Origin of the sequence: uncultured Methanobrevibacter sp., from assembly GCF_947170395.1 — an archaeon.
Lineage (GTDB): Archaea > Methanobacteriota > Methanobacteria > Methanobacteriales > Methanobacteriaceae > Methanocatella.
In genome coordinates this window covers 1-15,476 of sequence record NZ_CAMVTE010000026.1, presented here as the reverse complement: position 1 = coordinate 15,476, position 15,476 = coordinate 1, and the positions used below count along the sequence as shown (strand labels likewise).

The 15,476-nt window shown below is 34.3% G+C and carries 18 protein-coding genes and 1 tRNA gene; 2 read left to right on the top strand and 17 right to left on the bottom strand.

Going from position 1 to position 15,476, the window contains the following annotated elements; translation table 11 throughout:
• Position 1: 1 nt before the first annotated feature.
• From Q0W04_RS07800 to Q0W04_RS07725, 16 genes are all read right to left on the bottom strand, one after another.
• Complete coding sequence (locus Q0W04_RS07800) at positions 2–802, bottom strand: isopentenyl phosphate kinase (RefSeq protein WP_298501694.1); 801 nt, start codon at positions 800–802, stop codon at positions 2–4.
• 4 nt (positions 803–806) lie between these two features.
• Positions 807–1,769 (bottom strand): mevalonate kinase, encoded by a 963-nt coding sequence (gene mvk, locus Q0W04_RS07795; protein ID WP_298501691.1) that lies wholly within the window; start codon positions 1,767–1,769, stop codon positions 807–809.
• A gap of 9 nt (positions 1,770–1,778) precedes the next feature.
• Positions 1,779–2,627 carry an AmmeMemoRadiSam system protein B gene (gene amrB, locus Q0W04_RS07790; protein WP_298501689.1) on the bottom strand — a complete coding sequence of 283 codons (849 nt, stop codon included), beginning with the start codon at positions 2,625–2,627 and terminating at the stop codon, positions 1,779–1,781.
• A gap of 9 nt (positions 2,628–2,636) precedes the next feature.
• Positions 2,637–3,236, bottom strand: a complete 600-nt coding sequence (gene rpsB / locus Q0W04_RS07785) for a 30S ribosomal protein S2 (RefSeq protein WP_292740274.1) — start codon at positions 3,234–3,236, stop codon at positions 2,637–2,639.
• Between the two features lie 24 nt (positions 3,237–3,260).
• On the bottom strand, positions 3,261–3,455 hold the full coding sequence (locus Q0W04_RS07780) for a 4Fe-4S dicluster domain-containing protein (RefSeq protein WP_298501685.1): 195 nt from the start codon (positions 3,453–3,455) through the stop codon (positions 3,261–3,263).
• Positions 3,456–3,478: 23 nt separating this feature from the next.
• Positions 3,479–4,723, bottom strand: coding sequence for a phosphopyruvate hydratase (gene eno / locus Q0W04_RS07775; RefSeq protein ID WP_298501682.1), 1,245 nt, complete (start codon positions 4,721–4,723; stop codon positions 3,479–3,481).
• Positions 4,724–4,860: 137 nt separating this feature from the next.
• Complete coding sequence (locus tag Q0W04_RS07770) at positions 4,861–5,043, bottom strand: DNA-directed RNA polymerase subunit K (RefSeq protein ID WP_067043597.1); 183 nt, start codon at positions 5,041–5,043, stop codon at positions 4,861–4,863.
• A 74-nt stretch (positions 5,044–5,117) separates the two neighbouring features.
• Positions 5,118–5,288, bottom strand: coding sequence for a DNA-directed RNA polymerase subunit N (locus tag Q0W04_RS07765; RefSeq protein WP_298501677.1), 171 nt, complete (start codon positions 5,286–5,288; stop codon positions 5,118–5,120).
• Between the two features lie 48 nt (positions 5,289–5,336).
• Positions 5,337–5,738: a 30S ribosomal protein S9 gene (locus Q0W04_RS07760; protein WP_298501675.1), complete on the bottom strand. Its 402-nt coding sequence runs from the start codon at positions 5,736–5,738 to the stop codon at positions 5,337–5,339.
• A gap of 18 nt (positions 5,739–5,756) precedes the next feature.
• Positions 5,757–6,179 carry a 50S ribosomal protein L13 gene (locus tag Q0W04_RS07755; protein WP_298501672.1) on the bottom strand — a complete coding sequence of 141 codons (423 nt, stop codon included), beginning with the start codon at positions 6,177–6,179 and terminating at the stop codon, positions 5,757–5,759.
• A 13-nt stretch (positions 6,180–6,192) separates the two neighbouring features.
• Positions 6,193–6,558, bottom strand: coding sequence for a 50S ribosomal protein L18e (locus Q0W04_RS07750; RefSeq protein ID WP_298501670.1), 366 nt, complete (start codon positions 6,556–6,558; stop codon positions 6,193–6,195).
• Positions 6,558–7,388 (bottom strand): DNA-directed RNA polymerase subunit D, encoded by an 831-nt coding sequence (locus Q0W04_RS07745; protein ID WP_298501667.1) that lies wholly within the window; start codon positions 7,386–7,388, stop codon positions 6,558–6,560. The genes Q0W04_RS07750 and Q0W04_RS07745 overlap by 1 nt, the downstream gene beginning before the upstream one ends.
• A gap of 15 nt (positions 7,389–7,403) precedes the next feature.
• The gene (locus Q0W04_RS07740) at positions 7,404–7,796 is read right to left on the bottom strand and encodes a 30S ribosomal protein S11 (protein WP_069574667.1); all 393 of its coding nucleotides are present in this window, start codon (positions 7,794–7,796) and stop codon (positions 7,404–7,406) included.
• Between the two features lie 11 nt (positions 7,797–7,807).
• Positions 7,808–8,347: a 30S ribosomal protein S4 gene (locus tag Q0W04_RS07735; RefSeq protein WP_298501664.1), complete on the bottom strand. Its 540-nt coding sequence runs from the start codon at positions 8,345–8,347 to the stop codon at positions 7,808–7,810.
• A gap of 58 nt (positions 8,348–8,405) precedes the next feature.
• Positions 8,406–8,855: a 30S ribosomal protein S13 gene (locus tag Q0W04_RS07730; RefSeq protein ID WP_298501662.1), complete on the bottom strand. Its 450-nt coding sequence runs from the start codon at positions 8,853–8,855 to the stop codon at positions 8,406–8,408.
• Between the two features lie 191 nt (positions 8,856–9,046).
• A tRNA-Ser gene (locus tag Q0W04_RS07725) sits at positions 9,047–9,131 on the bottom strand.
• A 229-nt stretch (positions 9,132–9,360) separates the two neighbouring features.
• On the opposite strand from Q0W04_RS07725, the gene Q0W04_RS07720 reads away from it, so the two are divergent.
• Together Q0W04_RS07720 and Q0W04_RS07715 are read left to right on the top strand one after the other, a co-directional pair.
• On the top strand, positions 9,361–9,918 hold the full coding sequence (locus tag Q0W04_RS07720) for a LemA family protein (protein ID WP_298501660.1): 558 nt from the start codon (positions 9,361–9,363) through the stop codon (positions 9,916–9,918).
• A gap of 17 nt (positions 9,919–9,935) precedes the next feature.
• Positions 9,936–11,723 carry a DUF2207 domain-containing protein gene (locus Q0W04_RS07715; protein ID WP_298501657.1) on the top strand — a complete coding sequence of 596 codons (1,788 nt, stop codon included), beginning with the start codon at positions 9,936–9,938 and terminating at the stop codon, positions 11,721–11,723.
• A gap of 180 nt (positions 11,724–11,903) precedes the next feature.
• On the opposite strand, the gene Q0W04_RS07710 is transcribed toward Q0W04_RS07715, so the two are convergent.
• Positions 11,904–14,273, bottom strand: coding sequence for a hypothetical protein (locus Q0W04_RS07710; RefSeq protein ID WP_298501654.1), 2,370 nt, complete (start codon positions 14,271–14,273; stop codon positions 11,904–11,906).
• Positions 14,274–15,476 lie beyond the last annotated feature (1,203 nt).

The following is a 15,476-nucleotide window of genomic DNA, read 5'->3' as shown; positions in this document are numbered from 1 at the left end:
ATTAATTTCCCCTTGAAATTACTGTTCCTTTTACTTTTTCATCTTCTAGAACCTTGAAAATATTATCCTTAACTTCAGCATTTATTATCATAGATTCAATTCCCAAATCTGCTAAATATAAAAGTTCCTTAATCTTTCCAACCATTCCACCTGTAACATCCACATTTGTAGTTCCTTCCAAGGTGTCCAAATCCTCTAGTGATGAGAATTTCTCAAAAAATATTGCATCATCATGTGTTTTCGGATTCTTGTTGTAAACACCGTCTACGTCAGTTCCCAAAATTACCTTATCAGGACCTAAATTAACGGCCAAATACTGGATTAACTGATCTCCTGAAATAACACAGATTTCCAATTCGCTGTCCAATACAACATCACCGTAAATTACCGGAATGAATCCCTTATCCAAATATTTTTCAAAGGATTTTAAATTTCCTTCTGTGATTCTTTTGTTTGTGGCTGTCATGAAACTTGAAGCCGGAATTGCAACAACAGGCAAACCTTCAGCTATAAATGCTTGACATATAAGCATGTTCAGTTTTTTAACTGCATTTTGGGTTTTGCAAAATCCTATTCTTTTTTGAGGATACTCATTTTCATCGAACGGTTCTCCTATTTTATATTCCTTTGCAGGAGGATGTCCGAATGAACCTGCCCCATGAACAATAATCAGTTGCTTATCTGAAATGTCAAGTGAAGATTTAATCTCGCCAGCTATCCTTTTTAAAGATTCACTGTCAATTTCACTTTCAGCAGAATCCTTATTGGTCAGGATACTTCCGCCAATTTTTAAAATAATCATATAATCACTTATAAACCCTTGAAGAAACTCCTTTTCGAGTGAAATGGATTTTTAAAATATTATCATCACGTGCTATGGCTTCAGCAACTTCATCCACCTTGCCAGGGCAAAGTGCAATTATACTGCCCCCTCCACCGGCACCTGTGGTTTTTGAACCGATAGCTCCAGCTTCCCTTGCATTATATACCATTCTGGACAATTCCAATGTATTTACTCCCAGAACATCCAAAAATCCATGGTTGATATTCATCAATTCACCGACTTTATTGAAATCCCTTTTTAAGATTGCCTGCTTTGCATAATTGGTCAAATTGCCCATTGAAGTTATTACAGGATTTATGATTTTAGGATTCCTATTTTTCAGATTCCTAACATCTTTTACCATTTTACCTGTGTTTCCATGTTTTGTTGTATAACCTACAACAAAAGGTACATTGAAATTGACCTTGAAATGCTCAACTTTCTTATTTCTTGACAAGTAGACAAGACCGCCATATGTTGAAACCAAAGTATCGAGCGGACTGGCCACTCCCTGAACTGCCTGTTCAACCATATGGGCGTCATGAGCCAGAGATTTCTTGTTAAAACGAATGTTGTGATATCTGTATAATGCTGCTAAAGTAGCTACGGTAACTGCAGCAGATGATCCAAGTCCAGAACCGATAGGGACATTTGATGATAATGTTATATCAATTGGAGTATGGTCATGTACTCTATAAACAGACTCTAAAATATATCGAATAATACCTGGTTTTCCCTTCAATAAAATATATTTCTTTTCACGTGTAAGCAGTTCGGCTTCAAAGTTAATATTTGGAGCTCTAAAAATAGATCTATCATCATCGGATTCCCTAATTGTAACGTAAGCTCTTTTATTAACAGCACCCGCTATAGCAGGTTCATCATAAACTACGGAATGCTCTCCAAATAAAATTGCCTTTGCAGGAGCCGAAGCTTTAGCTATCATGGATACACCTTATTTAAAAATACCTGAAGCATAACCTACAACAGAAGTGAAATCCCCCGTAACGTCCCCACTTGTCCCATAGGCCAATATTTCACAATCGGTTTTATCGGTCATTTTTGAGACAAGAATTGTAGTCATTACCGGACCGTAACCACACATGGTTATATTATACTGAATAACCTCTTCAAAAAGTTTGAACTCGTTCATCTCGGCAATATCCTCCAAGACAAATCCGTCAACTTTATTGGCTTTTTCTTGATTGTTAAAATGAGATAAATCCGTACTTGCTATAACACAGTAGGATTTGTTCAATTTTTTGGAAACTTCAACAATGGATTTTGCCAAATCATTTGAAGCTGCAAAAGATTGGGTTCCCATAGTAATAGGAACTATTTTAAAATCATCTGAAAAATATTGCAGGAAAGGCAGCTGAACTTCAATACTGTGTTCATGAGTATGAGCGGCGTAATCGGCAGCAGCAATATCCGATTCGGCGATGATTGCATCTGCAAATTCGCCGTCAACATTGACACTACCTAATGGAGTAACCCATTGCCCATCATTGAACACTGAAATTTCACTACCGAAACCCGTGTGATTAGGACTTAATATAATAAAAACTTCAGGAAAACCATTTTGAACTAATTTGCAATAGCTGTGAGTTGCTATTGCACCAGAATATTGATAACCTGCATGCGGAACCATAATATTCAAAGGATAGTCTGAACCTTCAAATTTATTCAATTCAGGAATTTCACCAACGCCAAAATCATCTAAAAAACAATTTTCTATGGTTTTTACGAGGATTTCGGGACTCGCCGGATAAAATGCTCCGGCAACAGCAGGTTTTCTTAACATTTAACTCATTTAGAATTTAAGTTCAAAGTCGGTTGCTTCAATATCTAAGTCACCATCTTCTGGGATGTCGCCTCTTTCTCTTAAGATTTGTCTTGCAAGTAACCAGTAAACTAATGCAATAGCTTTTCTACCTTTGTTGTTTACAGGTACAGCAATATCAACAAAACTGAGTAAGTTTTCAGTATCACATAAAGCAATTACAGGAATACCGTTTTGTTTTGATTCTAAGATTGCTTGTGCATCAGATCTTGGGTCAGTTACAACAATAATTTTTGGTTCGATGAATTTAGCGTAATTAGGATTGGTTAAGGTACCTGGGATGAATCTGCCAGGAATGGTTTTTGCACCAGTGATTTCACCGAATTTTTTAACAGGAGCTTGACCGTATTGTCTGGTAGCTACTACTAAAATGTCTTCAGGGTCGTATTTTGCTAAAAGTTTTGCAATTTGTCTGATTCTTTCATCTGTTTTTTGAATGTCTAAAACATATAAACCGTCAGATCTTACTCTGAATATATATTTTTCCATGTCACTGGTTTTTTGTTGGGTTCCGATATGTAAACCTGCTGCTAAATAATTGTCTAAATCTATTAAAAGTTCGTTAGTCATTAATAATCACCTTTTTTATTATATTTAATCTTCATCATCAATTTGTACACATTCGTTTGGACATACATCCATACATACTTCACAATAACTGCAATCTTCCGGATTGTTGATTGTGATTTTATCTCCTTCGAGAACTAAAACTTCCATTGGGCAAACGTCAGAACATTCTGCACAGTCAGCACCATCACATTTATCGTAATCAATAGTTACTTTTGCCATTAAACTCACTCCCTTAACTATTATTAGAATTCACCCATCTTTGGATTTGTAAGTTCCTCTTCAATACGGATAAGTTCGTTTAATTTTGCTATTCTCTCGCCACCTATAGCTCCGGTTTTAATCAACGGGGATGAAAAACCAACAGCCAAATGAGCTATGGTTTCATCAGTTGTTTCACCGGACCTGTGGGATACAACCGGTACAATACCGTTTTCTTTTGCTAACTTTACAGTAGCATAAGTTTCAGATAAAGAACCGATTTGGTTAGGTTTGATGATAATAGCATTTGCGGCATTCATTTCAATACCCTTTGCCAATAATTCATTATTGGTTACAAACAAGTCATCACCACAAATTAAACATTTGTCTCCAGCTTTTGAAGTCAACTGTGAAAATCCTTCGAAATCGGATTCGTCAAATGGGTCTTCCACATAAAACATTTTATAAGTATCAATGATTTCTTTTACAAAATCAATTTGATCTCCAGTGTCTCTTTTAACACCGTCTTGAGCATAAATGTATTTCTGCTCATCTGCATTCCACAATTCAGAAGCTGCCATGTCTAAAGAAGGTCTGATTTCAATACCCAGTTCATCACCGACTTCTTCACATGCTTGGGCTTGAATTTCCAAAGCATCATCATTGGTGATATTAGGCACCCATCCTCCTTCATCTCCTTTGCCACCAGTAAAATTGGAGTCTTTAGTTTGAATTAAATCCTTTAATCTTTTGTGAACACTGGCGTTTGCAAATATGGCTTCACTAACTCTGGTAGCTCCAATCGGAACAACCAAAAATTCCTGAATGTCAGGTGCATTAACGCCTGCATGCGCTCCTCCGTTCATCATGTTTCCTAAAGGAAACGGCAATTCATTTACTAAATTTCCACCAATGTATTTGTATAATGGCATGTTATAAGATTTTGCAGCGGCTTTAGCTACAGCCATGGAAATCGCTACAGTAGTGTTACCACCTATGGCAGACAGATTATCAGTACCATCTATTTCACGCAGTACCTCATCGATGGTTGACATGTCTTCAGCATCCATTCCGATAAGTTCGGAAGCTATGAAATCTTCCATTTCACGGACTACCAAATCCACTCCACCTTCCGGAAAGGATACAACTTCCCTGGAACCTGTACTGGCTCCACTTGGTGCAGCGGCTCGACCGAAACCATTCCAGGTAACCACATCAACTTCAATGGTTGGGTTTCCTCTGCTATCCAAAATCTTACGAACTTGGACATCTTCTATTATGCTATCCAAAAAAAACACCTCAGTGTCATTTGATTTATTACCATATAATCTATACTCTTTAAAAAATCAGTAAGTTTCTTTATAGAGTTATGTTGGTATTTTTTATTTTTTTTAAATAAATTATTAAGAATAAATAGATTAACTATTTATTCATCTCTAATTACATCTAATGGTAAAACTCCAGCTTTTAACTCCTCATAAGCTATGTCAATCGGATCCAATGAATCTTTAATTTCAACTAAAGGTTTTGCACCCATTGAAATTTGAATTGCTCTAGCTCCAAGAAGTCTAGCTCTTTCAAACCTTGTTAATTTTTTCTCAACGTTCATGAATAATACTCCATTTAGGCATATATTTTACCAAGATTTATATTTTACAATATAACATCCCTATAATTGTAAAATTATTCCCATGTTTCAACATGTGAAATCAGCATTCTTCTACAACAATATCTAGTTAAACCTAAGTCATCCAAAACATCTTTGGACTTTTCACCAGCTGCAATTCTTTTATTGTATTCATCGAAATGAGCTGATACAGGTTTTCCGCAACTTAAACATCTAATAGGAATCATTTATATCATCTTTTTTTGATTTAAATAAAATATAAAGGTACAGAGTAATTATCTGTAACTTTTTTGTTTACGTGCTCTTGCTCCAGGACCACCGTATTTTTTAGGTTCTGAACGTCTTGGGTCACCTACTAACATGGTTCTGTCGTATTGAATGAATTTTTCTTTTAAATCCATATCTTGTGACCATTGTACGAGTCCTTTTGCAATTACCATACGTGCAGCTTCAGCTTGACCCATTACTCCTCCACCAATAACTTTGATATTGATATCAACTTCATTAGCTAAGTCTCCAGCTAAGGTTAATGGTTCTTGTAATTTTAAGTTAGCAAGCTCAGGAGAATAAAGTTCTAAAGGAACTCTGTTGATTCTTACTTTACCGGTTCCTTCTTGAACGGTACCTCTTGCGATAGCTGTTTTACGTTTTCCACTTGTATGAATAACTTTAACCATAATCACACATCCATTTATCTAAAAGGTAGCTCCTAAAAGTTTGGAGATTTCTCCTAATTCGATACCTTTTTTAATGTTTTTGTATTCTGCTTCAGGAACTGCAGTGAGTTCAGCATCTGCATATTCTGCAGGTACGCCTACGAAAGCTTTTAAACCTTTGTATGCGGTTTTACCTTTAGATTTTTTGAAAGGTAACATTCCTCTTACAGTTCTTCTAAATATATCATCTGGTCTTCTAGGATATTTTGGACCTAAATCACGAGGGTTGGAAATACTTGCCCTGTCAACTCTTTGTTTGTATTTAGCATAAGCCCAGTCCCTGTTACCAGTTAACATAATTTTTTCAGCATTAAGAATTACTACTTCTTCGCCTTCTAAAAGATTTTTACTAGTTACACTAGCTAATCTTCCTAAAACGCATCCTTCTCCATCAATAATCATAATAACACCCTATTTATTCCATGATCCTAATGTTTGATCCTTTAGGATTTGATTCGATTATCTCATCAATTGAGATGCATTCTCCACCAGCACTTTCGATTTTTTCTTGTGCTTTAGCTGAGAATTTTAATGCTACAACATCTACTTTTTCTTCTAAATTACCGTTTGATAAAACTTTACCTGGTACTAAAATAGTTTCACCAGCTTCAGCATATCTTGCAATATCAGACAAATTTACTTCAGCTGTTCTTCTATTAGACCTTTCAAGTCTTTGTGCAACATCTTTCCATATAGCTGCATCTTCACTTCTTGATTGTTCATAAAGTTTATTAATAAGTTCAATAAGGTTAGGATTTGTTTTAATTACTTTCTTAACCATTATTTACTTCCTCCTTCTTCACTAAATTTGATAAACTTATCCGCTTTTTCACCTAATACATCACAAGCTTTTAATAAAACTTCCTTAGGAGGCATTGCTCCATCTGTTTCAATTCTGAAAATGAAATCATTTTCGCGATATCCTACATTAATGTATCCATTTGAGGAAGCTCTTACACAGCTTTTACACATGGTACAGTTTTCAACACCTAACAAAGGACTGTCATCAAATTTTTCATTGATTTTGATTTTTTTAGACCTTCTATCAGATTTTAAAATGCCTCTTGGACATGCCAATGCGCAATCGTAATCAATTTCCTCATCTTCATTAAAAGTAATTTCAGGATATTGTTTGTATGCACATACTGTTGTAGGCATCCATTTTGCATGGTCCTTACCATATCCAACTTTTGCAGAAGCAGTAATATCGATTATTTCATCTTCTTTAAGTTTTACTAAAGGAATTGTGTCGTATACTGGTTTAATTTTTGAGTCTGAAGATATTAAATCCTTAGAATAAACAACTTTAGGCCCTTCTTCTTTTAGTTCAAATAAGATTCCACTGTTGAAATCTTCCCACTCTTCATCTTCAGGTAAAGGCATACCTTCAAGAGCATCAAGATCAGAAACTAAAGGAGTTAAACCTAGTCTATGAGCAAGTACCTCATTAAACATTGCAGAATCATTTCTAACAATATCCACATCTTCAATAGCTATTTTAGGCACATTTACCATTGCACATCTTCTAATAGCATTGATAAAAGGCACTTCTGCATCACGAACAATGAAAACCATCTCATTGTCGCTTTGACTTCTAACTTCTATCTCCATATTAAACCCTTCCAATTATACTCTTCTTCCTCTTTTACCACCAGGTCTTCCAGTACCATCGTGAGGAATAGGAGTAATATCTTCTATTTTTCCTATTTTAATTCCAGCTCTTGCTAAAGCACGGATAGTAGCTTGTGCACCAGGTCCTGGACTTCTAGGTCCGTTTCCACCAGGAGCTCTTACTTTAATATGTAATCCAACAAATCCTTTTTCTTTAGCATCATCAGCTATTCTAGTTGCTGCAGCCATAGCTGCGAAAGGTGAAGCTTGTTGTCTGTCTGCACGTACAACTTTTCCACCAGACCATTGTGAAATAGTTTCAGCACCAGTAATATCTGTTACAGTAATAATAGTGTTATTGAATGATGAGTAAATATTAGCTATACCCCATTTTTCATCTTTTGCCATAGTTACACCCTTTATTCTTCTGTATTAGCTTTATTAGCTTTATTATTGTTATACTCTTCAATTTGTTTAGCTACAGGTGAAGAACGGTAAAATCCGATTTCATCTTCTTGACCTTTTAAAACCACATAACTTGGTGAGTTGATTTTTTTACCACCTAAAGCAATGTGACCATGTACAACAAACATTCTTGCTTCTTTAGGAGTACGAGCTAAACCTTTTTTGTATACAATAGTTTGTAATCTTCTTCTTAAGATATCTTCAACGTTTAAATCTAAGATTTCTTCAAGAGCAGCACCTTCAGGCAAAACACCGGTTCTAGCTAAGTGTCCTAATAATTCTAATTTTTCGTTAACCATTTGATCAGTACCGAAACCAAGTAAGTATCTTGCTTCCCTACTGTATCTTCTGACTAAAGTATCAGCTTTCCAGATTTCTTTTTTATTTTTTAAACCGTATTTAGTCATTAATTTGTTTTCATTTTTAATTCTTTCTGCATTCCAAGGATGTGGTGGTGTATTATACTTTTTCCTTGATTTTCTAGGTTGTCCCATTAAAACATCTCCTTATAAAATTGAATTTCAATAATTTAAGTTTAAAAAAAGTTCTTGCCTATCCTCTTGAACGTTTTACACCAACTGAAGAACTTTTTCTGAAAGTAGATTTGGTTCTTTGACCTCTAACAGGTAAACCGACTTCGTGTCTTCTACCTTTGTAACTTCTGGTCTTTTTCATTCTGTTTAAATCATCCCTTAAAGTCATGTCAAGATCAGATTCGATTAAGTGAATGTCATCACCAGTTTCATAGTCTTCCCTACGGTTTAACATCCAGGAAGGAATGTCAAATTTCTGAGGGTTTTCCAAAATTTCTTCAATTCTTAAAACATCTTCGTCAGCAATGTATCCAATTTTAGCATCTAAATCTAAGTCTAAAGTACGACACAAAGTTTTAGATAAAGATATTCCAACACCTTTGATTTCAGTTAAAGCTTGTTCAATGGTTTTGTTACCATTTACATCCTTTCTTGAAATACGCACTAAGTGCTTAAAATCGTCTTCCATTAAATAACCTCCATTTATAGAGCGAATCTACGAGACGTAAAATATAGATTCGAATGTTTTGAAATTCAAAACACAGTTCTTTCAACTATTTAAAACTTAGTTTATGCAAACTAAGAGTGCAAAAAAATATCAGCTTAACAAGTATTTTAATAGAAATTAAAAATTAAAAAACTAAGTTAAAAACTAATAAACGCCGAGACTGGGATTTGAACCCAGGAGGGCTGAACGCCCACGAGATTTCCAGTCTCGCGCCTTACCAGGCTAGACTATCTCGGCATAAAATAGTTAGCAATACTTGTACATCATATCATCTAGAATAATATGATAACATAATATATCCACTTCAACATATATAAACTTATTGTTTAAAAGGGAAAAATCTAAAAAAAATATAAAATACAATCATTAATTATATTTTTCATTATTAAAAAAAATAATCCCGGCAAACATGAAAAGATAAAGTATATCTCATTAGTATACTAATATTATATATTAGGTGAATAAAATGAATTTACTTTTAATTATTATTTTAATAATAGCTATACTATTCGTTGTCGGTACTATAATACATCTATACAACAATTTAGTAAATCTTAGAAATCGCGTGAAAAACAGTTACTCTCAAATCGAGGTCCAGCTGAAAAGAAGAAACGATTTGATACCTAATCTTGTTGAAACTGTTAAAGGTTATGCAGGACACGAAAAAGAAGTATTCGAAAACGTTACAAAAGCAAGATCAAGTGTCATGAACGCATCAAATATCGATGAGGCAAGTGCCGCAGATAACCAATTGACAGGCGCTTTAAAATCATTGTTTGCTGTTGCTGAAAATTACCCTGAACTGAAAGCAAATTCAAATTTCCAACAGTTGCAATCAGAATTGACTGAAACTGAAGATAAAATTTCATATTCAAGACAATTCTATAATGACATGGTACTAAAATACAATAATGCATGTGAACAGTTCCCAAGCAGCCTTTTTGCAAAATGGTTCAATTTCCATGAAGCGGAATTTTACAAAGTTCCCGAAGGCGAAACTGCAGTGCCTGAAGTCAAATTTTAAAATGATGGTGAAATTATATGAATGTTAAAAAAGCATTTTGTATAATTTTATTATTTTTAATATTGCTTTCATCAATGGCCTTTGTCTCAGCTGATGACGACAAACAATACAGCATCGATCAGGCATTCATAGAGCTGACTGTTGGAAGTGATGGTCTACTGCATGTAGATGAAATATATGATTATACATTTCAGGGAACTTTTAATGGAGTCTACAGGGATATTCCCCTAAAGGAGGGGGAATCAATAACTAACCTTACCGTAAATGCAAAAGGCGCATATCCTGTTGTGAAAGTCACTGATGGAGACGGCGTGAAGCATATACAGATATATCTGTATGCCGATGAGGCGCACACTCAGAAAATCTCAAATACCAAAGTATATATCTACATCAGCTATGACATGGAAAATTCCATTACACTTTTCAATGACGTTGCAGGACTCCAATACAAACTTTGGGGAGAAGATTGGGACGTAGGAATTGATGCTCTTACAGCAATTATTCACCTTCCTGGAAATAAGGACAACATTTATTTCTTAAATCCTCAGGAGTACAATTCAACAAGCTTTTTAAGCAACAATACGATTACCTTAACATCCAAATCCATACCTTCCGGAGAATTCTATGAACTTCTTGTTCTAATGCCGTTGGATGATTTTAATAACGCAACATATGCAAAGCATGTAAACGAGAACGGTAAAGAACAGATAATGCATAATCTTGAAGAGAGCGTGAACGAGCGAAACCTCTGGAGCGTTTCCTATATTGTTTTAGGACTGCTATCCCTAATCAGCCCAATAATTGCAATAATAATTTACTTCAGATTCGGAAGAGAACCAAAAGTTGATTATGATGGAATCTATGAAAGGGAACCTCCAACAGATGATGCGCCTGCAATGGTGAATGCATTGATTGACAATACCCATGACATTGGAACTCCGAACATGAAGGGATTTGAAGCAACAATACTCAATCTGATAGACAAAAAAGTATTCGAACTTGAAACCAGAAGAGATCAAAATACCGATTTAACCGAACTGTTCCTGAAATTAAACAGAGACAAAACCTCCGGTTTGGCCATCCATGAAAATACTGTGTTTGACATTATGGAGATGTTTTCAGACAGCCATGATATAGTGAATCTGTCCAACTTAAACAATGATTTGTCCTATGAATCAAATGCAAAACTGTTCATGGAAGAATTTAATGAATGGCAACAGGACGTCAAACATGAATATTTGGATTCCGAGAATCTTGAAACCTATTTCAATGCCAAAGGATCAAAATTCATGAAAATATTCGGAATTGCAGGATTGGTTATTGGAATAATAATATTCATATTGGGATTGCTTACAAATCTCCATAATGGAATCTTTGCAATAGGAGGAGGAATCGTACTTTCAGTATTTTCCTTTATTGTAATGATGCTTCCAAACGACATTTTCGGACAATGGACTAAAAAAGGCAGACTCTTCTATCTAAAATGGAAAAACTTTAAGAAATTCCTTAAGGACAACAGTTTAATTAACGAACATCCTCCGGAATCCATAGTCATTTGGAAAAAGTACCTGATTTATGGTACTGCCCTTGGAGTAGCAGATAATGTCTACAAAGCCATGAAACTTCAGGAAAAGAATATTTCAGGTTTTGATGATGACATATTCCTGTACCACCATTATGGAGGATACTATATGATGCACAATGCATTTATTACTGGAGAATCCTCAGCCACACCTTCATCTGATTCAGGAGGATTTGGTGGCCTTGGAGGCGGATCCGGTGGTGGAGGCGGAGGTGCTTTCTAGCACTTCATCCTTATTTTTTTATTTTTTTCATGTAAATACTACTTAACCTATATCATGAAATGCAATATTTGAAAAAAATGAAAGCGGATTATTTAAAATTGATTTGCAGTTGATTAAATCACTTTAAAAAATAAGATAATGTAAAATAAATTAACGGATATTCAATAATATTGCAAAGAATTATTTGACAGTAATCTTGACTGTCTTTTTAACAGAATTGAAAATTGAACTGCCACCATAAGTAACTACTGCACTATATGTTCGTTTCTTGGTTAATTTAGTTAACTTGAATGTTGCCTGCCCCTTGACATTTGTAGTAGCTGAATATGTTTTACCGTTGACTTTTACAGTAATTTTTGCACGATACATGACCTTGTTCTTATTATTTTTCAAGATGACCTTATATGCTTTTGTTTTATCTTTTAATTTAAGTGTCGCTTTATTTGCAGTCATTTTAGGGGTTAATTTTTTAACGGTAATTTTAGCAACAGCAGATGAGCCGACATATGTGTCATCTCCAGCAAATTTAATTGTTGCAATGTAAGTATTCGGAGTTAATGTTTTGGTCGGAACCATTACCTGGCCGTTATCGTCAGTCAAGTAAGATTTAGTGGCGCCGTTGAGATTGACAGAAACCTTTGCGTATTTTATTACTTTACCTGATGCGTCATGCAAATTGACAAGCAAAACTTTTCCTGACTGATAATTGGTAGTTATATTTACAACATAAATGGATGAAGATTTGAGAATTGTAATGGATATTTTCACAGGGTCTATTTCATAACAATCATCATCAACAGTGATTGATGCCTTATATTTTCCTGCAGCCAAATTAACAAACCAGTTATATCCCACTTCAGATTTATAAGTTCCAATGACTTTATTTTTGGAATTGTAAACTTTAATTGTTGCATTCACACCAGTGACAGGATAATTTGGATTGTCATATAAACCTATATGGATATCTCCTCCAAATCCGTAAATTCCATTGAAATCTGAAACATATAATTTATATATTGGTAAATTACCTTCAAATTCAGAATCTGCTACATATGCGTCGAATTTGGCGCCTCCAGTTACTTTAGCAGTATTATACTTGAAAATACATGTTGATGCGGAACTTGAAACTGACAATGCACCTCCAAATTTAGCTTCATTGTAAGCAAAGTAGCATCCTCTTGCAGAAGTTCTATATGCAGCACCGCCATATTCCTCCGCAGTGTTGTAAAACAGCCCACAAGTTACAAGGTCAGTCAATGATACTGCACCGCCGTTTTTTGCAGTATTATACCTGAACTCTGATGAATCGGCACCTCCCTCATCAATTGCGCCTCCCTGTACTTTGGCAGTATTGTATAGGAATTTACAAGTATCTGAATGGGCATTGAACATTGCTCCTCCATAATCTGCATGATTCTGTGTGAAATTACAGTTTCTGGCTGAGTTTTGAAACATTGCTCCTCCCCTGATTGCAGTGTTGTTTGTAAAAACACAATTTACAGCATAAGTATCAAGTATGGCACCGCCGTCGTTAGTGGCATAATTATTATCAAAAATACAACCGGATACGGAACCTGTATAAGTGGCCCCTCCGCTATCTGCATGATTATTTATGAAATTGGAATCATATATTGAAAATCCGTATGATGCTCCACCATTTTTCACTGCAGTATTTCCTGTAAAATTACAATATTGAGCAGAATTTGATCCGCCCCCTACCGCACCGCCATTTGTAGCGGAGTTATTTATAAAATTGCAGTTCACAACATATGCATTGAATACCGCACCTGACATTTCATCTGCGGAATTTGCTATGAATATGCAGTTTCCGGCAGAACTGCCGTACATGGCCCCACCATATTTGTTTGCATGATTATTTTTGAATGTGGATTTTGTTGCATAAACATCGTTGATTGCTCCACCATAGTCAGCGGAATTACCAACAAACAAACAATTATCCGCACTTCCCCCATACATCGCTCCGCCATAAACTCCAGCTGAATTATCTTCAAAAGTACAATTAGAAGCATAACCCCCACTTATGGCGCCTCCAAAACCGCTGGCATAATTATTGATGAATTGGGAATTAAAAACAGCATAATTTGTTCCGGTGATTGCAGAACCCCTTTGGGAATTGGCATTGGTAAAAATAATATTGTTAAAGCTAACATAACTACTGGAAGAGACAGTTACATTAAAAATTCTTGCTTTATTGTTGCCGTCAATAGTATGGCCGCCACCATAAACATTAACGGAACGGGAAATGACAATTCCATTTTCAAATTCGGAATCAGAATCAGGATTATACATATAATCATCTGTCAAATAAATATTTAGATTCGAATTATTGTTAATTAAATTATTTAAATATGAAAATGATTTGGGATTTGTCGTTAATGATTCACTATCATCAATGCTTTCAATAGGAACCTCATCAGAATCAACATGACTGCCAAATGTTTCATTAGCATAGCTATCATCTGCATTAACAGAAGAAATAACTAAAAAAAATGCAAATAATATTGAAAACATTATTTTTTTATTTAGCATGTCAATCCTCCAAAAAATCCCACTATAATATATTTGTGTAGGAAATAATATATATTAATTTTGAAATATATGAACAAAATTTAGTGAAATATATCAGACATGACGTAGTGTAATCATCTCAAAATATTAGTCTTTTTGAAATCTAATTATCCCTTGAACTACCTCGAGCTGTGGAGCTCGAGGTAGTTCAACAAATATTTTTTCCAGCAAGAGACGATTTAACCTGCCAAAAGAAACGCATTTCAGGTATAAATAGTTGACACCCGCATATATAACTTATGTAACTACCGGGAAACCACTGCAATCACATCAAATGACAATTGAAATCAAGTTTTCAAAAAAAGTGATGACAAACTATAAAAATCATTTATAAAAAAAAGCTTATATTTAATGTCTTATTGTAGAGTTTTACTCTACAATATTCTTTGCCAGACATTAAATTGTTTCATCTCTTAGGGGTTTACTAAAAAGAAACACACCTGTGTAAAACTATTATGAAATGCCATATATAAACTTAATTATTTTCTTGAAAGGGCAACTGAATAGTGGACATCTCGGGAAAAGACCCCTCGAAAGTGTGTATTGCTTTTAAAGACCATCATCGATAATTTTTAGATTTATATTCAATTGTTGCAACAGATCAGTCGTGAATTAAATTTAAATGACAAAAAAGCACAAATATATAGTCTAGAAAACCACAAAAATATAGTATGAAAAAGCACAAATATCTAGTCTAGAAAACCACAAAAATATTTTAATAAGGTTGGCAACATGTCCGAATTATATTATAAGAGAATATTGGATGAAACAAATTATATTATTTATTTTAACTGTTTAATATGTTTTTTGTTATTGGACATGTTCCATAAAATAGAACAAAATTTAATTTATAAAACAAATAACATATAATTATTTGAGTGGACAAGTTCCATAAAATCGAATATATATTATTCAATAGTTAAATCAATTAAAAATCATTTAATAGAACCCATTCCAAAAAATAATAAACACTAATTAAAGATATTATGTATTTTAAAGTATTTAAAATTAATTATTTATTGTTTTAGGGATTAATATAAAGTTAAAACAACTTTAAACAATGCATACAATATTATAAAGTAAAATCAATATTTTACAATGAAAACAATAGGGTGTCCGCCAAAATTAATTTTTTGATTTTTACGTCAAAAAATTTTTGACTTA